Origin of the sequence: Micromonospora arborensis, assembly GCF_003205615.1 — a bacterium.
GTDB lineage: Bacteria > Actinomycetota > Actinomycetes > Mycobacteriales > Micromonosporaceae > Micromonospora > Micromonospora arborensis.
The window spans coordinates 291,456-315,846 of record NZ_PYBV01000011.1 but is presented as its reverse complement, the minus strand read 5'-3'; the positions used below and the strand labels follow the sequence as shown (position 1 = coordinate 315,846).

Genomic DNA, 24,391 nt, shown 5'->3' with positions numbered 1-24,391 from the left:
CCCCTCGGCGGAGGCCCTGGCAGGGGCGTTACGCTCGGCTCATGCTCCGTTCCGTCATCCTCGCCGCCTCCCGGTCATCCCAGGTCGAGCGGCTCGTCGCGACTGCCCCGTACACCCGGGACGTCGTTCGCCGGTTCGTCGCCGGCGCCGCCACCGACGACGCGTTGCGCGCGACCCGCGGGCTCGTCGACGACGGTCTCGCGGTCACCCTCGACCATCTGGGTGAGGACACCGTCACTCCCGAGCAGGCCACCGCCACGCGCGACGAATACCTGAAGTTGTTGAAGATGCTCGGTGGTGCGGGGCTCACCCCGGCCGCCGAGGTGAGCGTGAAGCTCTCCGCTCTCGGTCAGATGTTCGACGAGCAGTTGGCGTACGACAACGCGCGGGCGATCTGTGTGGCGGCCGATGCGGCGGGCACCACGGTCACTCTGGACATGGAGGACCACACCACCACCGACTCGACGCTGGAGGTGCTGGGCCGGCTGCGCAAGGACTTCCCGTCGACCGGCGCGGTGCTCCAGGCGTATCTGCGCCGGACCGAGTCGGACTGCCGGGAGCTCTCCTCGGCGGGGTCGCGGGTGCGGCTGTGCAAGGGGGCCTACAAGGAGCCGGAGTCGGTGGCGTACCAGTCGGCCCGCGAGGTGGACAAGTCCTACGTGCGCTGCATGAACATCCTGATGTCCGGCGACGGCTACCCGATGCTGGCGACCCACGACCCTCGGATGATCGCCATCGGCGAGGACCGGGCCCGCTGGTTCGACCGGGGCCCGGAGCGTTTCGAGTTCCAGATGCTCTACGGCATCCGCCCCGAGGAGCAGGCCCGCCTGGCCGGCGAGGGTTACACCGTCCGCACCTACGTCCCGTACGGCGACGAGTGGTACGGCTACCTGATGCGTCGTCTCGCCGAGCGCCCGGCCAACCTGGTGTTCTTCGGCCGCGCCCTGATCTCCAAGAAGTAACCGCTCCGGTTCGGTCGACGGGCCGGCGGCGACCCCTCGGGTCACCGCCGGCCCGTTTCGCGTACCCGACTTGCCAACGTTGGCTAATATGGCTAGCTTTAAAGCTATGACAGCTAGCCAGGTGCGGCGGGACGGCGGACACATCGCGTACGAGGTGCAGGGCGAGGGGCCGTTGGTCGTCCTCGCCCACGGCATGGGTGAGAACAGGGCGAGCTTCCGGCACCTCGTGCCCCTGCTGGTGGCCGCCGGCCACCGGGTCGCCTCGGTCGACGTTCGGGGGCACGGCGAGTCCAGCGTCGGATGGTCGACGTACGCCCCGGCGGAGGTCGGCGCCGACCTGCTGGCCGTGGTCCGCGACCTCGACGCCGGGCCGGCCGTGCTGGTCGGCAGCTCGTCCGCCGCGGCGGCGGTGGTCTTCGCCGCCACCGACGCGCCCGAGCTGGTCACCGGCATCGTGCAGATCGGCGCGTTCGTCGGTCAGCCGAAGCTCAACCCTCTGCTGCGGATGGCGATGTGGTCCGTGCTGCGCAGCCCCCGACTCTTCGGGATGTTCCACAACACGCTCTTCCCGGTGCACCGGGCCGCCGACGACGCGGCCTACCGCCAGTCGATGGTGACCAACCTGCGCGAGCCCGGCCGGATGGCCGCGGTCCGTGGCGTGATCGCACCGGTCGAGCCACACTGGACCGCCCGCGCCCCGCAGGTCCGGCAACCGGTGCTGGTGCTGATGGGCGTCAAGGACCCGGATTTTCCCGACCCGGGCGCCGAGGCGCGGGCCGCCCGCCGGCTCTTCCGCACCGCCGAAGCGCGGATGATCGAGGAGTCCGGCCACTACCCACACGCCGACCGGCCGCAGCGCACCGCCGACGAACTGCTCGGCTTTCTGTCGGTGTGCGCCGGTGCCTAGGGTCGGCCTCAACCAGCAGACCGTCGTGCGGGAGGCGGCCCGGCTGGCCGACGAGGTCGGCTACCGGCAGCTCACCCTCGCCGCGCTCGCCAGCCGACTCGGCGTCGCGCTGCCCAGCCTCTACAAGCACGTGCGAGGAGCGGACGCGCTGGACCAGAAGCTCTCCGCTCTGGCCACCGCCGAGCTGGCCACGGAGATGACCACCGCCGCCGTCGGCCGGGCCGGCGGCGACGCGCTCCGGGCGATGGCCGACGCCTACCGTGGCTACGCCCACCGGCATCCCGGTCGCTACCCGGCCACCCAGCGGGTGCCCGATCCGGCCGACCCGGAGCACGTCGCGGCGGGCGAGCGCGCGGTCGGTGCCATCTTTGCGGTGCTGCGCGGGTACGGGCTCACCGACGACGACGCGGTGGACGCGACCCGGGCCCTCCGCAGCGCGTTGCACGGTTTCGTCTCCCTCGAGGCCGCCGGCGGCTTCGGCCTGCCCCGCGACGTCGACCGCTCGTACCACCAGCTCGTCGCTGGCATGGACGTCGCGTTCCGCTCCTGGCCCCGCCCTCGCGGCACCGTCGACCAGGCGGACCAGCAGTGATCCGGGCGTTCGGGCTGCTCCTGGTCTTCCTGCTGGAGTTGGCCGTCCTGGCCGTCGGCGCTCGGTGGGGCTGGTCCCTGGACGTGCCCACCGCCGTCCGACTGCTCGCCGCCGTAGGTGTGCCGCTGCTGCTCGCCGGGCTCTGGGGCGTCCTCGGCTCACCTCGTGCCCGGGTCCCGCTGCGCCCACCGGCCAAGCACGCCTTCCAGGCCGGCTGGTTCGTGCTGGGCGGCGGGATGCTCGCCCTGCTCGGGCAGCCGTGGCTCGGCCTCGCCCTGGTCATCGTCTGGGCGGTCGTCACCATCCTGCTCCGTCGCGCCGGCCGCCAGGCCTGAGTGGCATCCCTGACCGTGGTCCGCGGAGTGGGTCGGGGTCATGCCGGCCTCGCCCGATCGGCCGGCAGGTCGTACCCTTCGCCGGGTGACTGACGGGGTGCAGCAGCCCGAACCACGGCGGCTCTGGCCGCTGTGGACGGTGCTCGTGGTGGTCGTCCTGCTGCTGGGCTGCGGCCTGCCGGCGTTGCTCGTCGTCGGTGTGGTCCGGGAGAGCGGTGCCCGGTCGACGATCAGCCGGGTCGGCGCCTCGACGACCGACGACCCGGCCACCGCAGCGGCCCGACGGCTGGCCGACCGGATGACCGCGCAGCTCGACCGCCAGGGCACGGCACTGCTCGGCGGCGACCGCGCCGGCTTCCTCGCCATCGCGGAGCCCGCCGCTCAGGCCGACCTGCGCCGCCGCTTCGCCGCGCTGCGCGCGCTCAAGGTCACCGTCTGGCGGGCGGAGCCGAGCGGTCTGCCCGCGCCGCTCGTCGGCAAGCCGGGTGAGTGGCGACTGCTCGTGCGCTTCCAGTACTGCTTCGTCGCACCGAACTGCCGGCCCAGCCCGGTGCTGATCGGCACGCGCTGGCGGGAGAACGGCGAGCAGCCCCGCCTGGTCGCGATGGAAGAGTCCAAGTCGGTGGAGACCGGCACCCGGCCGTGGGAGATCAGCGACCTGGCCGTCGCGATCGGCGCGCGGACCATCGTCGCCACCACCCCGGCGCTGCGCGGCAAGCTGCCCGGCCTGCTCGCCCAGGCCGAAGCGGCGGCGAAGGTCGCCGACGGGTACGTGGTCGCCGGCTCGCCGCCGGATCGCTACCGGATCTTCTACGCCGGCCGCACCGAGTGGCAACGCTGGTACGGCGGCGAGCGACCGGAATGGACCGGCGGTTACGCGGTGACCGTCGGCGGCGGTCACCACGAGGTGGTGCTCAACGCCGACGGGCTGACCAGCAGCGGCACCGATGACCTGCTCCGACACGAGTTGACCCACGCGGCCGCACTGCCCGAGCGCGGCTACCCGGGCAAGACCACCTGGTGGCTGGTGGAAGGGCTGGCCGAGTTCGCCGGCGCCGGCGGTCAGGCGGTCGACCGGTACGAGGGGCTCGCCGAGGTGCGGAAACTGGTCCGGGGCAACTGGGACGGCAAGTTGGCGGGCATCAACCCCGCCGACGACGCCTCCGCCGAGCAGGTCAGCGGCAGCTACGGCGTCGGCTACCTGGCTGTCCGGCACCTCGTCGACCGGTACGGGCCACAGCGGCTGCTCGCCTTCTTCAAGGCCGTGGTGCACGAGCGCAAGACCCTCGACGTGGCCGCCGAGGAGGCGTTCGGCGAGCAGTGGTCGACGCTGCACGACGAGTGCGTCGCGTACGTCCGCGCCGCCACCGCCTGACGGACTCCTGGGCGGTGCGGCGGTGAGCCGTACCATCGATGGGTGCGCCGCCCCCAGTCGCCGCGGCCGCCCAGCGTCACGCGGCCCCGCCTGCTCACCGCCCTGACCGCCGTCGCCGTCCTCACCGTCACCACCGCCGCCTCGTGCGGCGACGACGACCCCGACCTCGCACTGGCGTCAGCGGCCCGTAACCAGGTCAGCGAGGTGATCGACGCGCCGGCGACGGTGACCGCCCGGGCCGCCGCCACGCTCACCGCTCCCGCCGACGGCACCTTGACGAGCCTGCGTGTCCAGCCTGGACAGCAGGTGAAGCGTGGTCAGATCCTCGCCGTGGTCGACTCGCCCCCGGCTCAGCAGCGGCTTCGTCAGGCGAAGCAGGCATTGGAGGCGGCGAAGCGCGCCGGGCGAGGTGTCTCCACGGGTGACCTGACCGGCAGCCGGCGCGGTACCGACAAGGCGGCCGGCGAGGCGTTCGACGCCGCCCGGAAGGCCGCCGAGAAGATCGCCGACGCCCAACTGCGGGACGCGCTGCTGACCCAGGTGACGTCCGCGCAACGGCAGTACGCGGCCGCCGCGCGCAGCGCCGATCAGGCCGTTCGCGCGGTGCAGCGGGGACTCAGCGGGCTGAACTCCGCCGTCGGCGCGCTCTCCGCGGCGCAACGGTTGCAGGCCCAGCAGGCGTACGACCTGGCGAAGGCGACAGTCGACGCGCTGACCCTGCGCACCCCGATCGCCGGGGTGGTGCAGCCGGGTGGCACCCGGGCCGGCGGTGGTTCGACGGGGGGCCTCGCGGGGCTGCTGGAGCAGGCCGGTGGCGCACAGGCGGCCGGCCTCGACCCGTCCGTGCTGGCCCCCAGCCAGGGCGGGCCGCCCGCCGGAGTGGACGACGCGGTCGTGCTCGGCGGCCAGGTCAGCGCCGGCACACCGGTGCTGACCGTGGTGGACACCGGGCAGTTGGGGCTGCTCGCCGAGGTGGACGAGACCGACGTGCTGCTGGTCAAGGCCGGCGTGACCGCCACCGTCGAGTTGGACGCCGTCACCGGTGCCAGCTACGACGCGACGGTCCGCTCGGTGGACGTGCTGCCCACCAACTCGGCGCAGGGCGGGGTCACCTACCGGGTACGCCTCGCACTGGGCGCCGGAAAGCTGGCCGAGGACGAGCCGGCCCCCAACCCCCGGCCGGGCATGAACGCGATCGTGCACCTGCGGGTACGCGAGGCCGCCGACGCGGTGACCGTCCCCGCCTCGGCGGTGTTCTCCGCCGACGGCCGGGACGCGGTCTGGGTGGTCCGCGACGGCAAGGCCGGCCGGGCGGCAGTCACCGTGGGCGTCCAGGGGTCGGATCTGGTGCAGATCCTCAACGGCGTGCAGCCGGGCGACCGGATCGTGGTGCGCGGCACCGATCAGGTGCGCGACGGCCAGGAGGTGCGGTGACCGGCGCACCACCGGCGATCGAGGCGGTGGACGTGTCCCGGACGTACCAACTGGACGGGGTGTCCGTCGAGGCGTTGCGCGGGGTGTCGCTGCTCGTGCAACCGGGGGACTATGTGGCCCTGGTCGGCCCGTCCGGCTCGGGCAAGTCCACCCTCATGCATCTCCTCGGTGGACTGGACCGGCCCACCGGTGGCCGGCTGGTGATCGGCGGGCGGGACGTCAACGCCCTCGCCCCGCCGGAGATGGCCACCCTGCGCAACGAGACGATCGGCTTCGTCTTCCAGGCGTTCCACCTGTTGCCGCGTACGTCGGCGGTGGAGAACGTGGCGCTGCCGCTGGTCTACCGGGGTGTGCCGGCTCGGCAGCGTCGGACGCGGGCGGCGGCGATGCTCGGCCGGGTCGGCCTGGGGCACCGCCTGGACCACCGGCCCAACCAGATGTCCGGCGGTGAGCAGCAGCGGGTGGCGATCGCCCGCGCGCTGGTCACCGAACCGACGGTGCTGCTGGCCGACGAGCCCACCGGCAACCTGGACAGCGTCACCGGCGCGGCGGTGCTGGAGCTGTTGGAGCAGTTGAACGTGGAGTCCGGGGTGGCGCTGGTGCTGGTCACCCATGACCAGGAGGTGGCGGCCCGGGCCCAGCGCCGGATCACGATGCGCGACGGAGTGGTCGTGGCGGACAGCGACAACCGGCATGATCGACCGCCGTCCGTCGATCACGGTCGACCTGCGACACTGGTCCCCGCTCCCAGCGCGGAGCCCCGGTCCGCGTCCGGAAGCGGCCCGGGGCACCCGTCCGGTGGCTCCGGTGGCGCCGCCGGAGCCACCGGGCGCCTTCCGCGGGAGGTCGACCAGGGCAGACCCGGGGTCGAGCGGCCGGGAGGCACGGCGTGAGGCTCGCCGAGGCGTGGCGGGTGGCGTTGGACGCCCTGCGGGCCAACCGGTTGCGCAGCGCGCTGACCATGCTCGGGGTGATCATCGGAGTGGCCTCGGTGGTCCTGCTGGTAGCCATCGGCACCGGCACCAAACAGAAGGTCGAGCAACAGGTCGAGGGCCTCGGCTCCAACCTGCTGCTGGTCGTCCCCGGCCGGATCGAGGTGGGCAACGCCCCGGTGGTCTCGCCGTTGACCCTCAAGGACGCCGACGCCGTCAGCCGGGTGGTCGGCGACCCCGACCGGGTGGCGGTCACCGTCGCCTCCGGGGCGACCGCGCGGGCCGGCAACCGCTCCGACTTCACCACTGTGCAGGGGGTGCTGGAGACCACCCCGGCGGTGTTCACGAGGTCGCTGGCCCGCGGTCGCTACCTCACCGGCACCGACGTGGACACCAGTCGGCGGGTGGCGGTGCTCGGCGACGCGGTGGCCCGCACGCTCTTCCCCGACCGGGACCCGCTCGGCCAGCAGGTGGCGCTGGCCGGGGTGCGGTTCCGGGTGATCGGCGTCTTCGCGCCACTCGGGCAGAGCCTCGGCGTCGACCGGGACGACGAGGTGCACGTGCCGGTCACCGCCGCGCAGCGGCTCTGGGGCACCCAGCGGGTGGACGGCATCGCGGTGAAGGCACCGGACCGTGAGCGGATCGAGGAGCTGGGCGAGCGGATCGTCGCCGAGCTGACCCGCCGCCACCCGGACACCGAGTTCAGCGCGGTCACCCAGCAGCAGATCCTCGGCGTGCTCGGCGACATCCTCGGCGTCCTCACCGGCGTACTGGCCGCCATCGCCGGCATCTCGTTGCTCGTCGGCGGTGTCGGGGTCTCCAACATCATGCTGGTCAGCGTCCGGGAGCGGACCCGGGAGATCGGGCTGCGCAAAGCCGTCGGTGCGCGCCCCCGCGACATCGGGGTGCAGTTCCTGCTGGAGGCGGTGCTGCTCACCACGATCGGTGGGATCACCGGGATGGCGCTCGGCGTGGGGACCGCCCTACTGGTCGACGCGCTGTCGCCCATCCCGGCCGCGATCACCTGGTGGTCGTTGGCACTCGCCTTCGGCGTGTCGGCGGTGGTGGGCATCGTCTTCGGGGTCGTCCCCGCGCAGCGGGCCGGCCGACTCGACCCGGTGGTCGCGCTGCGCGCCGAGTGAACAGCGCCGGCGCGGCCGGGACGGTGAGCGGCAGCGTGGCGGCAACCGGGACGTCGGGCGCAGGTGGGGAGATACCGGAAGCACGGATCGGGTGAACCGGCCGGAGAACCATGATCAGTTGTACGAAGGGATCGCGCCGGTCACAGCCGCCCCGCTACCGTACTGGTAACACGCGCGTCGCCGCCCGGCCCGGAGCATCCGTCGGGTTGGCACGCGCCGGGCATGGGATGGGTTGGTGAGCCATGGCCGGGTCACAGTCCGACGGACGGTTGTCGGAGGTCAGGTTCCTGACCGTCGCAGAGGTCGCGACGGTCATGCGGGTGTCGAAGATGACGGTCTATCGCCTGGTGCACAGCGGTGAGCTCACCGCGGTCCGGGTCGGCCGGTCATTCCGGGTGCCTGAGCATGCGGTGCACGAATATCTCCGGGGTGCTTTTCAAGAGACCGCCTGAGCCACCGCAGCGCCCTCCGGGTGCCACCTAACCGGCATCGACGGGGGCGCGTTGGTCCGGCTGACGCCCTCCGGCTACCCTGGAGCCCGACCGAGACCCCACCGGTGCGCCCCGCCGCCCAGACTGGTCCGGTCCGTTGTCCGCAAGCGGTCGCCGTCGCCACCTGCGTGGTGTCATCCGGTCCGCCCCGCACGTTGTATCGAAAGGCTGTCGTATGGGCTCGGTGGTCAAGAAGCGCCGTAAGCGCATGGCTAAGAAGAAGCACCGCAAGCTGCTGCGCAAGACCCGCGTCCAGCGTCGCCGTCTCGGCAAGTGATCGCCGCCGGGCTCAACGCCCGGCGTTCGGCGGCACTTGCCTAACTGTCGACCCCCGGAGGCTCAGGTGATCAGGCCGTGGTCGTCCCGGCTCGGTCCTCCCTGCCGGGGTAGGTGCGTCAGATGACCCCCGGTGGCACCTCAGGTGCTCCGGGGGTCGTCCTCGTCACCGGGGTGGGCCGCTACCTGGGTGCCCACGTGGCGGCCCGACTGGCCGCCGACCCGCGCATCGAACGGGTCATCGGAGTCGACGCGCCGGACTCCGGCACCGAGTTCACCGACCTGCTGGACCGGGTCGAACGGATCCGCGTCGACTCCGGCTCGCTCGGTGGCCTCCTCGCCGACCTGGACGTCGACGCGGTCGTGCACCTCGCCCTGGTCAGCTCCGCCGACCCGCAGCACGGTGGCCGGTCCGCCATGAAGGACCAGAACGTCATCGGCACCATGCAGGTGCTCGCCGCCTGCCAGCGGGCACCCCGGTTGCGCAAGCTCGTGGTCCGCTCGTCGACCGCCGCGTACGGGGTGTCGTTCCGGGACCCGGCGGTCTTCACCGAGGAGACCGAGCCCCGCGAGGTGCCGCGTGGCGGTTTCGGCCGCGACATCCTCGACATCGAGGGGTACGTCCGTGGCTTCCGGCGTCGCCGGTCCGACGTCACGGCGACGGTGCTGCGCTTCGCCCCGTTCATCGGCTCGACCGCCGACACCACGTTGACCCGCTACTTCGCGCAGCCGTTCGTGCCGACCGTCTTCGGTCGGGACCCCCGTCTGCAGTTCCTGCACTTCGACGATGCGTTGGAGGTGCTGCACCGGTCGATCGTGGAGGACCATCCCGGCACCTACAACGTCGCCGGCCCGGGGGTTCTGTCGCTGTCCCAGGCGATCCGGCGAGCCGGTCGAGTGGCCGTGCCGGTGCTGGAGCCGAGTCTCTCCGGTGCCGCCGCGCTGGCCCGCACCATGGGCTTCGGCCGTTACGGCCTGGACCAGGTCGACCTCTTCGTGCACGGCCGGGTGGTCGACACCACCCGGCTCGAGCAGGAGTACGACTTCACGCCCCGCTCCACCGCCGAAGCCTTCGAGGACTTCATCCGTGCCCACCACGGTGGGGTGGTGGTCACGCGCGGGCAGTTGGCCGCCGCCGAGCAACTCGTCCTGGACGGCATCCGGCAGGTGCGCGCCGCAGTGCGGGAGCGGGCATCTTGACCGGGCCAGTGGAAGGGCGCGACCCGCAGTGGGTCGAGCGTTTCGACGTACCGCAGCAGTCACCCGCACCGGATCCGGAGCCGGCGCGGCGCAACGGACATCGACCGGCGGCGCAGATCCCCCCGGCGGAGCCGGCGGTGGCGGACCAGCCGGGGGACCACTGGGACCGTAAGGTCGCGAACGGCCTGGCGTTCCTGCGCCGACGGCTCTCCGGCGACTACGAGGTCGACGAGTTCGGCTTCGATTCGGAGTTGACCGACGCCATCTTCCACCCGCTTCTGCGGCTGCTCTACCGCGACTGGTTCCGTACCGAGGTCAGTGGGATCGAGCACCTGCCCGTCGACGGCCCCGCCCTGGTGGTCGGCAACCACTCCGGGACGGTGGCGCTGGACGCGTTGATCCTCTCGGCGGCGTTGCATGACAAGCATCCCGCCCACCGGTACCTGCGGCTGCTCGGCGCTGACCTGGTCTTCCGGATGCCGGTGGTCTCCGAGATCGCCCGCAAGACCGGCGGCACGGTGGCCTGTAACCCGGATGCCGAGCGGCTGCTCGGTGGCGGCGACCTGGTCGGTGTGTTCCCCGAGGGTTTCAAGGGCATCGGCAAGCTCTATGCCGAGCGGTACAAGCTGCAACGCTTCGGGCGCGGCGGGTTCGTTTCGGCGGCGCTGCGCACCGGCACCCCGATCGTGCCGGTCGCCATCGTCGGCGGCGAGGAGATCTACCCGATGCTCGCCGACATCAAGCCCCTGGCGCGGCTGCTCAAGCTGCCGTACTTCCCGGTCACGCCGACCTTCCCGTGGCTCGGCCCGTTGGGCATGGTGCCGCTGCCCAGCAAGTGGTTGATCGAGTTCTGCCCACCGATCCCCACCGCCCACCTGACCGACTCGGCGGACGACCCGTTGGTGGTCTTCAACCTCGCCGACCAGGTGCGGGAGACCATCCAGCAGACCCTGCACACGTTGCTGGAGCGGCGGCCCGACCCGTTCGGCCCCTGAGCGGCTGAGTCAGCCGGCGCGGCGGCGGCGCTGGAGTGCCAGGCCGACGGTGACCGCGCCGGCGACCAGCCCGGCTGCCGCGGTCGACGGTACGGCGATCTTGACCGCCCGACGGCCGGTGCGGAAGTCCCGCACCTCCCAGCCGTGCTGGCGGGCCTGGCGCTGCAGGTTGCCGTCGGGGTTGACGGCCACCGCCCTGCCCACGGCGGAGAGCAGCGGCAGGTCGTTGGCCGAGTCGCTGTAGGCCGCGCAGCGGCTCAGGTCGAGCCCTTCCACCGCGGCGAGTTGAGTGACCGCCTCGGCCTTCGCCGGCCCGTGCATCAGATCACCCACCAACCGCCCGGTGTACGCCCCGTCCACCACCTCGGCGACCGTGCCGATGGCACCGGTCAGGCCGAGCCGGGCGGCGATCACCCGGCCGATCTCCACCGGGGCGGCACTGACCAGCCAGACCCGCTGGCCGGCGTCCAGGTGACGTTGCGCGAGCTGGTGGGTGCCGGCCCAGATCCGGGGAGCCATCATCTCGTCGAAGATCTCCTCGGCGAGGCGCTCCACGTCGTCGACCCGCCAGCCCTCGACGAAGGCCAGCGCGGCCTCCTTGGCCAGGGACATGTCCCCGGCGTGTTCCCGGGCCAGCAGCCGGAACCGGAGCTGCTGCCAGGCGAATCGGGCCAGGTCGGCGGTGGTGAAGTAGTTTCGGGAGGCGAGCCCACGGGCGAACCAGTAGATCGACGCGCCCTGCATCATCGTGTTGTCCACGTCGAAGAACGCCGCGGCCGTCGGGTCCGGTGCGGGGGCGGTGGCCGGGGCCAGGTCGGTCTCCGCCCAGCCGGCGGTGTGCCCCTCGGCGTCGGTACTGACCGTCACCTTACGGCTGCGCGCCACGCGACTCCCTTTCTCACCGGTACGACGGATGCCTCCAGCGAGGGTAGCCGCCGCACACGGTCGACCGGCCGGGCACACAGCGAACTGAGGCGCGTCCGGTCGGACGTGCGGTATAGGGGGTCAGCGAGCCCCGGGACAGGTGCTCGGGTCGGGGCCGAGGGCATCGCTGGCGCTCGGCACCGGAAGGCCGCAGGCGATCGCCTCGCGCAGCTCGTCCGAGCGTTCCCGGATGCTGTCCAGCAGGTGCAGCGACCGTTGGGTCCGGTCCCGGTCGGCGCGGGTGCTCCCGTCCACCAGGCCGCTGACCGCCCGGCGTTGGCTCGTGACGAAGCTGTTGAGCGTGTCCAGGCTGCCCGACTCGGCCCGCTGCACCGCAGCGGTGGTCAGCAGGCGAACGCCCTGCCGGGTGTCGGCGTCCATGTCGTCGAGGACCGCGCTGTAGCCGATCCGGTCACCGCGCAGCTTGGCGGCCTCGCCGAGTCTGGTCCGGGCGAAGTCCAGGAAGAGTTGGCCTCGGCTGATGTCGGAGCTGGCCAGGGCGAGTTGAGCCCGTTCGGTCGAGCGCTTCATCCCGTACAGCGCGTCGCCGGGCACCGCGTTCTCGCTGGCGGCGGAGATGCCGGACACGGCGATGGCACCGGCGGCGATGCCGACCAGGATCGCGCCCCGGGCTCGGGCCCGGCGGGCGGTGACCGCCGGCAGCAGCCGCCCACGGGCGGTCGTGGTGGCTGGTTCGCTGGCCGCCGGCGCGGTGCCCATCCCTTCCCGTTCGGCGGTTGCGAGCAGCATCGCCCGCAGGCCGGTCCGGAAGTCCTGGTCCACCTCGACAGCCGGGGGGTCGACGCTGAGCCGCTGACCCACTGCGACGAGCGGCGCGAGTTGACCGTCCACCCGGGATCGCACGTGGTGTCGCCGAGCGCCGTTGGCCTCGTCGAGAAGCTGCGCGAAGCGCTCGGCGCGCCGGCGGGAGAAGAGGATGTCGTCCACCGCAGGCACCTCCTCTCGCTGGTCACGGCCGGTCGGCCGCCGTCGTTGCCGACGACCGGGCGGCATTGTGACACCACGGAGGTGAGGCGCCGCCGGCATGCCGGTCGGACCTCGGTGACCCGGGCTTGCCGGGACGTCCACCGGTCGCACCCGGAGAAACGCGGCGGACCGGGCACGGGTTACGGGCCCGGCGGGGCGGAAATTACAGAAAGTGATCGTCGTCACCGGGCGGGACCGACTCTGAGCTGCACGGACGTCGATCGACGTCCATCGGTCCCGCCATCACAAACTACGGCTGGAAGCCGTCCGGCAGGAGCCGGGCCAGAGCGCGGACGGCCCGGTACTGCAGGGCCTTGATGGCACCCTCGTTCTTGCCCATCGCGCGGGCCGTCTCGGCGACCGAGAAGCCCTGCAGGAAACGGAGCACGATGCACTCCTGCTGCTCCGGGTTGAGCTGCTTCACGGCGGTGAGCAGCGCGACGTTGGTGATGTGCTCCACCACCGCCGCCTCCGGGCTGCCCTCCGGGCCCCGGTCCTCCCGATCGGCGTCGAGCACGTCGCCGGTGGTGACCTCCAGTCGGTACCGACCCGACTTGAAGTGGTCCGCGACCAGGTTGCGAGCGATCGTCACCAGCCAGGCGCCGAGGTCGCGGCCCTGCCAGGTGAAGCTGCCGATCCGCTTCAGGGCGCGCAGGAAGGTGTCCGAGGTCAGGTCCTCGGCGAGTTGGCGGTTGCCGACCCGGAAGTAGACGAACCGGAACACGGTGTCCACGTACCGGTCGTAGATCAGACCGAACGCCTCGGACTCACCGGCCTGGGCCCGTTCGATCAGCGTCCAGACCTCGGTGGCCGGATCGGACGGGTCCGGGCGGCTCGGGAAGCCGGTCGGGGTGGTGGCGGTGTCGGCCGGCACCGCCGGGATCACCGCTGTCTCGCCCGCCGCCGGATCGGTGGTCACCACCGGTGTTTCGCTGCCCCTTCGACCCTGCGCAGGCATGGTCGGCCGGGCCGGAACGGCAACCCTTCCGCCGGTCGGTCTCGCGTTTCCGCCGGGCACCGCGGGCCGCGGCGGCGGCTCGTTGTGGTGTGGCCGGCTGCGGGTCCGTTGCGCCGCGCCGTCGCCCCGCACCGCGGGGCCGTGTGGTTCGTCCAACGGGGCACGGGCCGCCGGTCGCTCGTTGACGTGCGAGCGTGCCGGCTGACCGGTCAGGCCGGCGGGGCGTTCCGCATAACCGAAGGTGGTCACCGGCCTGCCCCCGTCGGATCAGTCGCCGGACGGGCCGGTCTGTGCGTCGGGACGGATCTGTGTGTCGTCGGGGCGGGCCAACCGGGGAACCGGTCGGGCAGGACGGTCGCGGGGGTTGCCGACAGGCGGCAAATCCCCTGGAGGTGCTGGTCCAATGCGCTCACAGGCACGGGGGCCTCCTCGGGCTGAGGGGTGTCGACTCACGGCAAATGGGGTGACCCGACCCGAGTGATGATAGGGCCAACGTCACCCGCGCGTGGCAAGTCCGTTACACAAGGCGGAAGTATTTCCCGCTCTGTCGTACCGGCGGCGGACCGGTTGTCCGTCGTGTGCGATTGACTTTCCGCCGACCCGGTGTTCCACGGTGGATACCCTGGTCGGGGCGGGTTGCCCGTTCGGCTGACCCATCGCCTCGGGTGGCGGCGCGGGCGCGGCCGAACCGGCCGGGGGCGAGGCCGTGCATCCCATCGACAGGACCTGATCGGGCCGTCCGTGGCACACCGGACAGTCCCGTCAACGGGACTCTACGACATCGCCGTCCGGGCGCGGGCGAGGCCGTGCCGACGTAACGTGGTGCCGGCGCCGCGGCGACCGGCGACGGTGCCGACCGACCCAACGGCGATCGCCGACACCCCACGGAGGTAACCGATGTCCAGTGACGCCCGGCTAGCCCTGATCACCCGACCCGGCTGTCACCTGTGCGACGACGCCAAGGCCGCGCTCGACCGGGTGGTGGCAGTCACCGGCGACAAGTGGGTCGAGTGGGACGTCACCGCCGACGAGGGGCTGGAGCGGGAGTACGGGGACCGGCTGCCGGTGGTGATGCTCGACGGCAAGGAGCACGGCTACTGGCGGGTCGAGGAGGACCGGCTGCTGCGGGACCTGACCACTCCGCAGCTCTGAGCGTTGCCTATCGTGCTCTGATGACCTCCGCGCCCCCGCACCTCGTCTGGGACTGGAACGGCACCCTGCTCAACGACCTCAGCCTGGTGGTGTCCGCCACCAACGTCGTGTTCACGAGCCTCGGTGGGCCGACGGTCACCCTCGACGAGCACCGGGTGCGGTTCCGCAGGCCGATCGCCGAGTACTACGCCGAGGTGCTCGGGCAGGCCGTCGACGACGACGAGTTCGGCCGACTGGACCGGATCTTCCACGACGCGTACCGCACCGGGTTGACCACCTGCGAGCTGGCCGCCGACGCGCGCACCGCGATGGCCGCCTGGCCGGGCAGCCAGAGCCTGCTCTCCATGTGGTTCCACGAGGAGTTGGTGCCGACCGTGCACACGTACGGGTTGACCGGCCACTTCACCCGGGTCGACGGGTTGCGGGCCACGGTCGGCGGCGACCGTAAGGCCGAGTCGCTCAAGCTGCACCTGGCCGAGCTGGGCGTGGACGGCGACTCGGTGGTGCTGATCGGCGACTCCATCGACGACGCGGACGCGGCGCTCGCGGTGGGCGGCCGTGCCGTGCTCTACACCGGTGGGTTCACCGACCCGGCCCGGCTGCGCGCCTCCGGTCACCCGGTGGCCGACACCCTCACCGACGCGGTGCGGTTGGCCCGGGAGGTCAGTTCCGCAGATAGGTGAGGACGGCCAGCACCCGCCGGTGCTGCTCGGTGTCCGGTGGCAGGGTGAGCTTGGTGAAGATGTTGCGCACGTGCTTCTCCACCGCGCCGTCGCTGACCACCAGGGCACGGGCGATGGCGGTGTTCGAGCGGCCCTCGGCCATCAGCGCGAGCACCTCGCGCTCGCGGGGGGTCAGCTCGCGCAGCGGGTCGTCCCGGCGGCGCCGGGCGAACAGTTGGCCGACCACCTCCGGGTCGAGCACCGTGCCGCCGGCCGCGACCCTGCGCAGCGCGTCCAGGAACTCGTCGATCGCGGCCACCCGGTCCTTGAGCAGGTAGCCGATGCCGCCGCCGGCACCGCCGGTGGTGGCCAGCAGATCATCGGCGTACGAGACCTCGACGTACTGGGAGAGCACCAGGATCGGGCTGCGCGGCACCAGCCGCCGCGCCTCCACCGCAGCCCGCAGCCCCTCGTCGGTGTGGGACGGCGGCATCCGGACGTCGACGATCGACACGTCCGGCCGGTGCGCCACCACTGCCTCGACGAGCGCGTCGCCGTCCCCGACCGCGGCCACCACCTGGTGCCCGCTCTCGGTCAGCAGCCGTACGAGCCCCTCCCGGAGCAGGACGGCGTCGTCGGCGATCACGATTCGCATGGCTGTGTTGTCTACCACGTTCGTCCCGTCCCGAGGGCTCGGCGCGGTGCCCGGATTGGTCACAGCGGTAGCTCCGCGCGAATCTCGGTGGGGCCGCCGGCAGGGCTGACCACCATCAGTTCACCGCCGGCAGCCCGAACCCGGTCGGCGATGCCCGCCAGCCCGTGCCCCTTGGCCAGGTGCGCGCCGCCCTGCCCGTCGTCGCCGACCCGAACCTGGAGTTGGCCGCCCTGCCGGGCGACGGCAACCACGGCCTCGGTGGCCCGGCTGTGCTTGGCGACGTTGGTCAGCGCCTCGGACACCACGAAGTACGCGGTGTTCTCCACCGCCGGGTCGAGCCGCCCTGCCGGGGTGCCGAGCTGCGGGTCCACCTGCAGCTCGATCGGGATCAGCCCGCGTCCGGCGATCGCGGCCAGGGCGCTGGGCAGGCCCCGGTCGACCAGGATCGGCGGGGCGATGCCCCGGGACAGTGCCCGCAGCTCGGCCAGCGTGTCCCGGGTCTGGCTGACCGCCTCGTCGATGGTCCGGCCGGCGGCCTCCGGGTCGGAGGCGAGCTGCATCCGGGCCCGGCTGAGGTCCATGGCCAGGCGCACCAGGCGCTGCTGGGGGCCGTCGTGGATGTCGCGTTCCAACCGGCGCAGCGCGGACGCCTCGGCGGACACGGCGGCCCGCTTCTGCTCCTCCAGCACGGTGATCCGGTCGCGCATCTCGGCCACTCCGGTCAGCATGGCCTTGGCGAAGCTGGCCTGCAGCAGCGCGCAACCCCGAACCACGATCGGCAGGGTGATCAGGAAGAACACCCCGAGCGCGGTGTACAGACCGATCCGGGCGGTGGTCGAGTCGCCCAGGCCGAGCAGTTGCGCCAGGTCCTGGTCACCCTCGCCGTCGGCTCGGGGCAGGGCCCAGTCGTAGGCCCAGTAGAGCGAGCCGGCGATGGCCGCGATCCACCAGGACAGGGTCACCACGAAGGTGCCCACCGCCGCGATCAGCCGCAGGATGCCGTGCGCCAGGTCGAGCCAGGACTGGGCGTCCCGCATTGGCACGAAGATCCGCCGCCAGGCGTTCGCACCCGCCTCGGGCAGCCGGTAGTGCGGCCGGATCCGGGGCTGCCGGAGCACCGCGGGCAGCCGCAGCCGCTCGACGTCGGCCAACCCACGGGCGGCGTAGAGGGTGCCGCTGAGGATCGGCAGGCCGATCACCGTGACCACCAGGCCGACGCCGACCGCGAGACCGACCAGGAGGACCACGAAGCTGGCCACCGCCAGCGGCAGGCCGAGCAGCACGTACCCGGAGTCGACGAAGAGCTGGCGGGGGATGCTCGGTGCCAGCATCGGTTGGTCGCTGGTGGCGGCAACTGCGGTCATGCCCAAAGGCTAGGCATCCGTGCTGTCCGTCCCCATCCCGAAGTCCCGCCTCTCCCTCGTAGTGCTGTCCCTACCTCCGCGCCTCCGCTGCGTCACCTCCGCACCTCTCTGCTGCGTCACCTCCGCGCCTCTGCTGCGTCGATCTTGCACTTTCAGTCGCCGACTCGTCCGGTATGGGCGTGATGCGGGGACAGCAAGTGCAAGATCGCGGGCGTGGGGGGGCGTGGGGGGGGGCGTGGGGGCGTGGGGGGTGGGTGGGGGTGGGTGGGGCGCGGGATTGGTCAGAGAAGTCGGGATTGAGCAATAATCGCCCGGGCGGCGAAGGCGAAGACCCGCCAGATCGATCTTGCGGAATGGAGGTGCTGGTGAGGTTGCGTCACGCAGCGGCAAGATCGCGATTTGTGCACGTCTTCACAAGCGCCTACTCTGTGACTCCGACGCGCCCTGCTAGCACAGCCGGCAACCTCGGTCGCCAGCGGGAGTCCATAAGCGGCCGACCAGCGGAGTTGGCCGAGGATCGCACCGCACGGAGTCTCATGAGTCAGCACCGTCACCCAGGCGTGCCCGGCCGCGCCGGTGCCGTACCGGCGCTCCCGGATCTGCCCGAGGCGACCGTCGCTCGGCTCCCGGAGTACCTGCGCGCGCTGCACAACCTCGCCGACACCGGGTACGAGACGGTGTCCAGCGAGGGTCTCTCCGCCGCCGCCGGAGTCAACTCCGCCAAGCTCCGCAAGGACCTCTCCCACCTCGGCTCGTACGGCACCCGGGGGGTCGGTTACGACGTCGCGCTGCTGATCGAGCAGATCGAGAATGTGCTCGGGCTCACCCAACGGCGGGCTGTCGCCCTGGTCGGCGTGGGTAATCTCGGTCACGCTCTGGCCGGCTACGACGGCTTCGCCGGCCGAGGCTTCCGGATCGCCGCACTGCTCGACGCCGATCCCTCCCGGGTCGGCGAGGAGATCAACGGCCTGGTAGTCCGGCATGTCGACGACCTGCCGACGGTCGCCGCCGAGGAATCTCTCGCGATCGGCGTGATCGCCACCCCCGCCGCCGCCGCCCAGCAGGTCGCCGACCAACTGGTCGCCGTCGGCGTGACGAGCATCCTCAACTTCGCGCCGTGCGTACTCTCGGTTCCGGAGGGGGTCGACGTGCGCAAGGTCGACCTCGCCATCGAGCTGCAGATTCTGTCCTTCCACGAGCACCGCAAGGCGTCGCTGACCGCGCTGCCCGCCACCGGCGGGTCCGCTCTCACCGCCCTGCCGGGCGGGTTCGCGGCCACCGACACCCAGGAGGCGATCGGCACGTGAAACTGCTCGTCGTCGGCGCGTCCTATCGGACCGCCCCGGTCGCCACGCTGGAGCAACTGGCCGTTCCTCCCGCCGACCTGACCCGCACCCTGGACCAGCTGATCGCCCAGCCGTACGTGGCCGAGGCGGTCATCGTCTCCACCTGCAACCGGGTGGAGGTCTACGCCGCCGTGTCCGGTTTCCACGGTGGGCTCGGTGACGTCTGCGCCGTCCTGGCCGAGCAGGCCGGCAGTTCGCCGGCGGCGCTCGCCAGCCACCTGTACGTGCACTACGACACCGCCGCCGTGGATCACGTGTTCCGGGTCGCCTCCGGCCTGGACTCGATGGTGGTCGGCGAGGCGCAGATCCTCGGCCAGTTGCGTGACGCGTACCACTGGGCCACCGGCGCCGACTCGGCCGGCCGGCTGCTGCACGAGCTGATGCAGCAGGCGCTGCGGGTCGGTAAGCGGGCCCATGCCGAGACGGGCATCGACCGGGCCGGCCAGAGCGTCGTCACCGCCGCGTTGGAGCTGGCCGCCGGGCACCTCGACGGTGACCTCGCCGGCCACCCGGCCCTGGTGGTCGGCGCCGGCGCGATGGGCTCGCTCGGGGTGGCCACGCTGTCCCGGCTGGGCGCCGGGCCGCTCACCGTCAGCAACCGGGGCGCCGACCGGGCCGTCCGGCTCGCCGAGTCGTACGGGGCGAGTGCCGCGCCGATGACCGAGCTGGTCGCCACCCTCTCCACAGTGGACATCGTAGTGGCCGCCACCGCGTCCACCGAACCGGTCCTCACCCGAGCGGTCGTCAGCGCGGCGCTGGCTCAGCGGGACCCGCTCCGGGGCCCGCTGGTCCTGCTCGACCTGGCCGTCCCGCGCGACGTCGAAGAGGGCGTCGCCGAGTTGCCCGGCGTCGAGGTGATCGACATCGACCGGATGGCGGCGCTGCTCGCCGACGGGCCGGCCGCCGCGGACGCGGCCGCCGTCGAACGGATCGTGCAGGGCGAGGTGGAGGGCTTCCTCACCTGGTTGCGCGGCGCCGACGTGGCACCCACCGTGGCCGCGCTGCGCGGCCGCGCCGACGACGTGGTCACCGCCGAGCTTCGCCGGTTGGCCCAGCGTCGCCCCGACCTCGGCGACGACCTGCGGGCCGAGGTGGCCCGCACGGTGCACCGGGTCGTGCAGCGGCTGCTGCACCAACCCACCGTCAAGGTCCGCCAGTTGGCCGCGGAGCCCGGCGGCGACCAGTACGCGGCCCTGCTGCGCGAGCTGTTCGACCTTGAGGTGCCGCAGACCTCACCGGTGGACACCGTTCCCGACGTGCTCACTCCTGACTTCGGCAGGGTGCTCCCCGGCATCGATCCGGTGTCCGGAGCCGACGCCGCCGAGCCGACCCCACCCAACGGAGGTGCGCGATGACCGTCCCCCTGCGTCTCGGCACCCGGGGCAGCGCCCTGGCGATGGCCCAGTCCGGCCAGATCGCCGAGGCGGTGACCGCCGCCACCGGCCGCCCGGTCGAGCTGGTCGAGGTGGTCACCGCAGGCGACCGCTCCAACGCGCCGGTGCACCGGCTCGGCGTCGGGGTGTTCGTCTCCGCGCTGCGCGACGCGCTGACCGCCCGGACGATCGACTTCGCGGTGCACTCCTACAAGGATCTGCCCACGGCTGCCGCCGGCGGGCTGCACATCGCGGCGGTGCCGGCCCGGCAGGACCCGCGCGACGCGCTGATCGCCCAGGGCGGCCGGACGCTCGCCGAGCTGCCGCCCGGGGCGACCGTGGGCACCGGCGCGCTGCGCCGCATCGCCCAGTTGCACGCGCTCGGCCTGCAGTTGGAGGTCACCCCGATCCGCGGCAACATCGACACCCGCCTGGCGCGGGTGGTCGGCCCCGAGGCCGACCTGGACGCCGTCGTCCTGGCCCGAGCCGGGCTGGCCCGGATCGGTCGGGCCGACGAGATCACCGAGACGCTTGATCCGATGCTGATGCTGCCCGCCCCCGCCCAGGGTGCGCTGGCCGTGGAGTGCCGGGTCGACGACCAGGACCTGGTCGAGCTGCTCGCGGTGCTGGACCACGCACCGTCGCGTGCTGCGGTCACCGCGGAACGCGCGTTTCTGGCAACCCTGGAGGCCGGGTGCAGCGCACCCGTCGCCGCCTACGCGGAACTCGCCGAGGGCGATACCGGCGATGAGATCTACCTGCGCGGGGCGGTGATCAGCCCGGACGGCACTCGTGACCTCCGGCTGTCCCGCACCGGAACGCCCGCCGACGCGGCGGAGATCGGTAAGGCACTCGCCGCCGAACTCCTCGACCTCGGCGCCGACTCGATCCTCGGCCACGAAGGACACACCGGCCCGGGGACCCAGCAATTTGGGAGCACAGAATGACCCGCACCCGTAAGCCCGTCGGCCGTATCGCGTTCGTCGGGGCTGGCCCCGGTGACCCGGGCCTGCTGACCCGTCGGGCGCACGACGCCCTGGTCGACGCCGACCAGGTGATCTACGACCGGGGAGTCCCGGAGTCGTTGCTCGCCGTCGTCCGCGCCGATGCCAGGGACGATGCCGAGTTCACCCCCGCCGAAGGCGCACCGGGGGATGTGGCGAAGGTGCTGATCTCCGCGGCCCGCTCCGGGTTGAACGCGGTGCACCTGGTCGCCGGCGACCCGTTCGGCCACGACTCGGTGGTGAAGGAGGTGCAGGCGGTGGCCCGTACCGCCGCCCACTTCGAGGTGGTGCCCGGTGTGGGTCAGGCCGAGGGTGTGGCCACCTACGCGGGGGTCCCGCTGCCGGGTGTGCGTACGGCCGCCGACGTCGAGGACGTCAGCGCACTGGACTTCGAGGCGCTGGCCACGGCCGTCGGCCGGGGTTCGCTCGCGCTCGCCGTGGACGCCGGCGACCTCGCCGCCGTCCGGGACGGGCTGCTCGCCGCCGGGGTCGACGGCACCACCGGTGTCGGTGTGACCGGCGACGGCACCGGCGAGACCCAGTACACGACCACGTCGACCGTCGACAGTTTCGTGGCCGCCGCCCTCGGCTTCACCGGCCGGGTGGTGCTCACCATCGGCGTCGGCGTGGGCCAGCGCGACAAGCTGAGCTGGTGGGAGAACCGCCCGCTGTACGGCTGGAAGGTGCTCGTACCCCGTACCAAGGAGCAGGCTGGCGCGATGAGCGCCCGGCTGCGCGCGTACGGGGCGATCCCGTGCGAGGTGCCGACCATCGCGGTCGAGCCGCCGCGCACCCCGGCGCAGATGGAGCGGGCCGTCAAGGGCCTGGTCGACGGCCGGTACGCCTGGGTGATCTTCACGTCGGTGAACGCGGTCCGCGCGGTCTGGGAGAAGTTCGCCGAGCACGGGCTCGACGCCCGGCACTTCGGCGGCGTCAAGATCGCCTGCATCGGTGAGGCGACGGCGGACGCGGTCCGCGCGTTCGGCATCCAGCCGGAGCTGATCCCCGCCGGGGAGCAGTCCTCCGAGGGGCTGCTGGCCGAGTTCTCCCCGCACGACGAGATCCTCGACCCGGTGGGCCGGGTGCTGCTGCCGCGCGCCGACATCGCCACCGAGACGCTCGCCGCCGGGCTCACCGAGCGCGGCTGGGAGGTCGACGACGTGACCGCGTACCGGACGGTGCGGGCCGCGCCGCCGCCCGCCGAGATCCGGGACGCGATCAAGTCGGGCGGGTTCGACGCTGTCTTGTTCACGTCATCCTCCACGGTGCGAAACCTCGTCGGTATCGCCGGGAAGCCGCACGCGCGTACCGTTGTTGCCGTCATCGGGCCCAAGACGGCGGAGACCGCGACGGAGTTCGGCCTGCGGGTCGACGTCCAGCCGCCGCACGCCTCGGTGCCCGACCTGGTGGAGGCGCTCGCCGCCTACGCCGTCGAGCTGCGCGAGAAGCTGGCCGCCATGCCGGCCAAGCAGCGCCGCGGCTCGAAGGTGCAGGGGCCGACCGCCCTGCGCTTCCGGTAGTCGTCTTCAGGAAGGCCTCTCATGTCGTACCCCGAGATCCGGCCCCGCCGTCTGCGCCGCACCCCGGCGATCCGCCGGCTGGTGTCCGAGACCCGGGTCGACCCGGCCGAGCTGGTCGTGCCGATGTTCGTGAAGGAGGGGCTCACCGAGCCCCGGGCCATCTCGTCGCTCCCGGGGGTGCTCCAGCACTCCCGGGACTCGCTGCGCAAGGCGGCGGCCGAGGCGGTCCAGGCCGGGGTCGGCGGGATCATGCTCTTCGGGGTGCCGGAGCAGCGGGACCCGACCGGCTCCGGCGGCATCGACCCGAACGGCATCCTGAACGTCGCCATCCGCGACGTGGTGGCCGAGGTGGGCGACGCCACGGTGGTGATGAGCGACCTGTGCCTGGACGAGTTCACCTCGCACGGACACTGCGGGCTGCTGACCGGAGACGGCGAGGTCGACAACGACGCCACCCTTGCCGCGTACGCCGAGATGGCGGTGGCCCAGGCCGCCGCCGGGGTCGGCATGGTCGGGCCGTCCGGGATGATGGACGGCCAGGTCGGCGTGGTGCGCAAAGCGCTCGACGCCGCCGGGCACCAGGACGTCTCGGTGCTGGCGTACGCGGTGAAGTACGCCTCCGCCTTCTACGGCCCGTTCCGGGAGGCGGTGGAGTCGGCGCTGGAGGGCGACCGGCGCACCTACCAGCAGGACCCGGCCAACCTGCGGGAGTCGCTGCGCGAGGTGGCGTTGGACGTCGCCGAGGGTGCCGACCTGGTGATGGTCAAGCCGGCGCTGCCCTACCTCGACGTGGTGTCGGCGGTCCGGGCCGCGGTGGACGTCCCGGTCGCCGCCTACCAGGTCTCCGGCGAGTACGCGATGGTCGAGGCGGCCGCCGCGAACGGCTGGATCGACCGGGAGCGGGTGATGCTGGAGACGCTCACCTCGATCAAGCGGGCCGGCGCGCAGGTCATCCTCACCTACTGGGCGGTCGAGGCCGCCGAGCTGCTCCGCCAGCGCTACTGACGATCATCGCCTCGTGGCCGCCCCGCGCTACGGCCGCGCCCGGGCGCCTTGGGCAGCGCCCCTCCTTCCTTGGGCTGCGCCCTGGTGTGCCTCTTCCCACCCTTTGCTCTGCTTCAGCGGAGGCAACAGTTCGGGCCTCTGAGTGTTGCCTTCACTGAAGCAGAGCGAAGGTGACGTGGGATGCCCTCGGTCCCCGGCTCTCAATAGTTGTCCACAGGTTTCTCCACAGGATTGCATCGAGCGTTCGGGTTACGGATTGTGGTCGTATGGCTTCGGCGCTCGTTCCTTCTCCGTCCCCCGGCCCCACCGTCGGTCGCTTTCCCATCGCTGGCCTGGTGCGTCGGGCTCGCCGCATCAAAGGACTGGGTCAGCGCCAGATGGCACGATTCGCCAAGGTTTCACCCTCGACCGTGGGAAGGTCGAGGCCGGCAGCATGACACCGAGTTTGGCCGTGCTGGAGCGCTTGCTCGCTACGGCCGGGCTCTATCTGACAGTGGTGGACCAGGAGGGCCGGGTCATCCAACCGATGGCCGACCGCGAGGACGTTCACGACGGCGCGGGTCGCCGTTATCCCTCGCACCTGGACACCATTCTCGACCCTGAGCAGGGGGAGTGGTGGGGGGACATCTATGGGCTGGCCCGGCCTCCGGAGACCTACCACCGCAGTTCGGCAGACCGCGAGGCGCGACGCCGACGCAGCCGGTGGGAGGTGCGGGTGGCGCAGCACCGCAACGTGCCACCCCCGCCGATCGTCCAGGACTACTACTGAATACACGTTGACTCGGCCGGACGAACGACGA

Annotated in this window: 25 protein-coding genes; 20 read left to right on the top strand and 5 right to left on the bottom strand. The window is 72.4% G+C overall.

Annotation, left to right across the window (positions count from 1 at the left end):
- Positions 1 to 41: 41 nt before the first annotated feature.
- The 12 genes from C7C45_RS09435 to C7C45_RS09380 all read left to right on the top strand — a co-directional run bounded on the left by C7C45_RS09435 (position 42) and on the right by C7C45_RS09380 (position 10,641).
- On the top strand, positions 42 to 962 hold the full coding sequence (locus C7C45_RS09435; protein ID WP_110563221.1) for a proline dehydrogenase family protein: 921 nt from the start codon (positions 42 to 44) through the stop codon (positions 960 to 962).
- A 106-nt stretch (positions 963 to 1,068) separates the two neighbouring features.
- On the top strand, positions 1,069 to 1,869 hold the full coding sequence (locus C7C45_RS09430; protein ID WP_110563220.1) for an alpha/beta fold hydrolase: 801 nt from the start codon (positions 1,069 to 1,071) through the stop codon (positions 1,867 to 1,869).
- Positions 1,862 to 2,461, top strand: a complete 600-nt coding sequence (locus tag C7C45_RS09425) for a TetR/AcrR family transcriptional regulator (RefSeq protein WP_110563219.1) — start codon at positions 1,862 to 1,864, stop codon at positions 2,459 to 2,461. Before C7C45_RS09430 ends, C7C45_RS09425 begins: the two co-directional genes overlap by 8 nt.
- Positions 2,458 to 2,796, top strand: coding sequence for a YrdB family protein (locus C7C45_RS09420; protein WP_167454685.1), 339 nt, complete (start codon positions 2,458 to 2,460; stop codon positions 2,794 to 2,796). Before C7C45_RS09425 ends, C7C45_RS09420 begins: the two co-directional genes overlap by 4 nt.
- Before the next feature lie 85 nt (positions 2,797 to 2,881).
- Positions 2,882 to 4,171, top strand: a complete 1,290-nt coding sequence (locus tag C7C45_RS09415) for a hypothetical protein (RefSeq protein WP_110563217.1) — start codon at positions 2,882 to 2,884, stop codon at positions 4,169 to 4,171.
- A 42-nt stretch (positions 4,172 to 4,213) separates the two neighbouring features.
- On the top strand, positions 4,214 to 5,605 hold the full coding sequence (locus C7C45_RS09410) for an efflux RND transporter periplasmic adaptor subunit (protein ID WP_110563216.1): 1,392 nt from the start codon (positions 4,214 to 4,216) through the stop codon (positions 5,603 to 5,605).
- A complete protein-coding gene (locus C7C45_RS09405) occupies positions 5,602 to 6,498 on the top strand; it encodes an ABC transporter ATP-binding protein (protein WP_110563215.1) in 897 nt (298 codons plus the stop codon). The genes C7C45_RS09410 and C7C45_RS09405 overlap by 4 nt, the downstream gene beginning before the upstream one ends.
- A complete protein-coding gene (locus tag C7C45_RS09400; protein WP_110563214.1) occupies positions 6,495 to 7,679 on the top strand; it encodes an ABC transporter permease in 1,185 nt (394 codons plus the stop codon). Before C7C45_RS09405 ends, C7C45_RS09400 begins: the two co-directional genes overlap by 4 nt.
- Before the next feature lie 242 nt (positions 7,680 to 7,921).
- Complete coding sequence (locus C7C45_RS09395) at positions 7,922 to 8,131, top strand: helix-turn-helix domain-containing protein (protein WP_110563213.1); 210 nt, start codon at positions 7,922 to 7,924, stop codon at positions 8,129 to 8,131.
- A gap of 214 nt (positions 8,132 to 8,345) precedes the next feature.
- On the top strand, positions 8,346 to 8,447 hold the full coding sequence (locus C7C45_RS09390) for a 30S ribosomal protein bS22 (protein ID WP_007465623.1): 102 nt from the start codon (positions 8,346 to 8,348) through the stop codon (positions 8,445 to 8,447).
- 122 nt (positions 8,448 to 8,569) lie between these two features.
- Positions 8,570 to 9,646 (top strand): NAD-dependent epimerase/dehydratase family protein, encoded by a 1,077-nt coding sequence (locus tag C7C45_RS09385; RefSeq protein ID WP_110563299.1) that lies wholly within the window; start codon positions 8,570 to 8,572, stop codon positions 9,644 to 9,646.
- A gap of 116 nt (positions 9,647 to 9,762) precedes the next feature.
- Entirely contained in the window at positions 9,763 to 10,641 is an 879-nt protein-coding gene (locus C7C45_RS09380; protein WP_110563300.1) for a lysophospholipid acyltransferase family protein, read from the top strand.
- Between the two features lie 9 nt (positions 10,642 to 10,650).
- Here the strand turns inward: C7C45_RS09380 and C7C45_RS09375 are convergent, their stop codons facing one another.
- The 3 genes from C7C45_RS09375 to C7C45_RS09365 form a co-directional block, all read right to left on the bottom strand.
- Entirely contained in the window at positions 10,651 to 11,556 is a 906-nt protein-coding gene (locus tag C7C45_RS09375) for an HAD family hydrolase (RefSeq protein ID WP_208641115.1), read from the bottom strand.
- A 90-nt stretch (positions 11,557 to 11,646) separates the two neighbouring features.
- The gene (locus C7C45_RS09370; RefSeq protein WP_208641109.1) at positions 11,647 to 12,522 is read right to left on the bottom strand and encodes a DUF5667 domain-containing protein; all 876 of its coding nucleotides are present in this window, start codon (positions 12,520 to 12,522) and stop codon (positions 11,647 to 11,649) included.
- Positions 12,523 to 12,802: 280 nt separating this feature from the next.
- Entirely contained in the window at positions 12,803 to 13,759 is a 957-nt protein-coding gene (locus tag C7C45_RS09365) for an ECF subfamily RNA polymerase sigma factor, BldN family (protein ID WP_110563210.1), read from the bottom strand.
- Between the two features lie 648 nt (positions 13,760 to 14,407).
- Here C7C45_RS09365 and C7C45_RS09360 point away from each other — a divergent pair.
- On the top strand, positions 14,408 to 14,662 hold the full coding sequence (locus tag C7C45_RS09360) for a glutaredoxin family protein (RefSeq protein WP_110563209.1): 255 nt from the start codon (positions 14,408 to 14,410) through the stop codon (positions 14,660 to 14,662).
- A gap of 20 nt (positions 14,663 to 14,682) precedes the next feature.
- A complete protein-coding gene (locus tag C7C45_RS09355) occupies positions 14,683 to 15,345 on the top strand; it encodes an HAD family hydrolase (protein ID WP_110563208.1) in 663 nt (220 codons plus the stop codon).
- Here the strand turns inward: C7C45_RS09355 and C7C45_RS09350 are convergent.
- Together C7C45_RS09350 and C7C45_RS09345 are read right to left on the bottom strand one after the other, a co-directional pair.
- The gene (locus C7C45_RS09350) at positions 15,326 to 15,979 is read right to left on the bottom strand and encodes a response regulator transcription factor (RefSeq protein WP_110563207.1); all 654 of its coding nucleotides are present in this window, start codon (positions 15,977 to 15,979) and stop codon (positions 15,326 to 15,328) included. The two genes, C7C45_RS09355 and C7C45_RS09350, sit on opposite strands and share 20 nt — an antisense overlap.
- Positions 15,980 to 16,038: 59 nt before the next feature.
- Positions 16,039 to 17,343, bottom strand: coding sequence for a sensor histidine kinase (locus tag C7C45_RS09345; RefSeq protein ID WP_110563206.1), 1,305 nt, complete (start codon positions 17,341 to 17,343; stop codon positions 16,039 to 16,041).
- A 536-nt stretch (positions 17,344 to 17,879) separates the two neighbouring features.
- On the opposite strand from C7C45_RS09345, the gene C7C45_RS09340 reads away from it, so the two are divergent.
- From C7C45_RS09340 to C7C45_RS09315, 6 genes are all read left to right on the top strand, one after another.
- On the top strand, positions 17,880 to 18,650 hold the full coding sequence (locus tag C7C45_RS09340) for a redox-sensing transcriptional repressor Rex (protein ID WP_110563205.1): 771 nt from the start codon (positions 17,880 to 17,882) through the stop codon (positions 18,648 to 18,650).
- A complete protein-coding gene (locus C7C45_RS09335; protein WP_110563204.1) occupies positions 18,647 to 20,044 on the top strand; it encodes a glutamyl-tRNA reductase in 1,398 nt (465 codons plus the stop codon). Before C7C45_RS09340 ends, C7C45_RS09335 begins: the two co-directional genes overlap by 4 nt.
- On the top strand, positions 20,041 to 21,009 hold the full coding sequence (gene hemC, locus C7C45_RS09330; RefSeq protein ID WP_110563203.1) for a hydroxymethylbilane synthase: 969 nt from the start codon (positions 20,041 to 20,043) through the stop codon (positions 21,007 to 21,009). Before C7C45_RS09335 ends, hemC begins: the two co-directional genes overlap by 4 nt.
- Positions 21,006 to 22,586: a bifunctional uroporphyrinogen-III C-methyltransferase/uroporphyrinogen-III synthase gene (locus C7C45_RS09325; protein ID WP_110563202.1), complete on the top strand. Its 1,581-nt coding sequence runs from the start codon at positions 21,006 to 21,008 to the stop codon at positions 22,584 to 22,586. Before hemC ends, C7C45_RS09325 begins: the two co-directional genes overlap by 4 nt.
- A gap of 21 nt (positions 22,587 to 22,607) precedes the next feature.
- The gene (hemB, locus tag C7C45_RS09320) at positions 22,608 to 23,591 is read left to right on the top strand and encodes a porphobilinogen synthase (protein WP_110563201.1); all 984 of its coding nucleotides are present in this window, start codon (positions 22,608 to 22,610) and stop codon (positions 23,589 to 23,591) included.
- Between the two features lie 433 nt (positions 23,592 to 24,024).
- Positions 24,025 to 24,360 (top strand): hypothetical protein, encoded by a 336-nt coding sequence (locus C7C45_RS09315; RefSeq protein ID WP_244200303.1) that lies wholly within the window; start codon positions 24,025 to 24,027, stop codon positions 24,358 to 24,360.
- The last annotated feature ends 31 nt before the right edge of the window (positions 24,361 to 24,391 follow it).

Coding starts and splice junctions, on each gene's coding strand:
- C7C45_RS09435 (WP_110563221.1), top strand. CDS start 42: ATGCTCCGTTCCGTCATCCTCGCCGCCTCCCGGTCATCCCAGGTCGAG.
- C7C45_RS09430 (WP_110563220.1), top strand. CDS start 1,069: ATGACAGCTAGCCAGGTGCGGCGGGACGGCGGACACATCGCGTACGAG.
- C7C45_RS09395 (WP_110563213.1), top strand. CDS start 7,922: ATGGCCGGGTCACAGTCCGACGGACGGTTGTCGGAGGTCAGGTTCCTG.
- C7C45_RS09390 (WP_007465623.1), top strand. CDS start 8,346: ATGGGCTCGGTGGTCAAGAAGCGCCGTAAGCGCATGGCTAAGAAGAAG.
- C7C45_RS09385 (WP_110563299.1), top strand. CDS start 8,570: ATGACCCCCGGTGGCACCTCAGGTGCTCCGGGGGTCGTCCTCGTCACC.
- C7C45_RS09360 (WP_110563209.1), top strand. CDS start 14,408: ATGTCCAGTGACGCCCGGCTAGCCCTGATCACCCGACCCGGCTGTCAC.
- C7C45_RS09355 (WP_110563208.1), top strand. CDS start 14,683: ATGACCTCCGCGCCCCCGCACCTCGTCTGGGACTGGAACGGCACCCTG.
- C7C45_RS09350 (WP_110563207.1), bottom strand. CDS start 15,979: ATGCGAATCGTGATCGCCGACGACGCCGTCCTGCTCCGGGAGGGGCTC.
- C7C45_RS09345 (WP_110563206.1), bottom strand. CDS start 17,343: ATGACCGCAGTTGCCGCCACCAGCGACCAACCGATGCTGGCACCGAGC.
- C7C45_RS09340 (WP_110563205.1), top strand. CDS start 17,880: ATGAGTCAGCACCGTCACCCAGGCGTGCCCGGCCGCGCCGGTGCCGTA.
- hemC (WP_110563203.1), top strand. CDS start 20,041: ATGACCGTCCCCCTGCGTCTCGGCACCCGGGGCAGCGCCCTGGCGATG.
- C7C45_RS09325 (WP_110563202.1), top strand. CDS start 21,006: ATGACCCGCACCCGTAAGCCCGTCGGCCGTATCGCGTTCGTCGGGGCT.
- hemB (WP_110563201.1), top strand. CDS start 22,608: ATGTCGTACCCCGAGATCCGGCCCCGCCGTCTGCGCCGCACCCCGGCG.
- C7C45_RS09315 (WP_244200303.1), top strand. CDS start 24,025: ATGACACCGAGTTTGGCCGTGCTGGAGCGCTTGCTCGCTACGGCCGGG.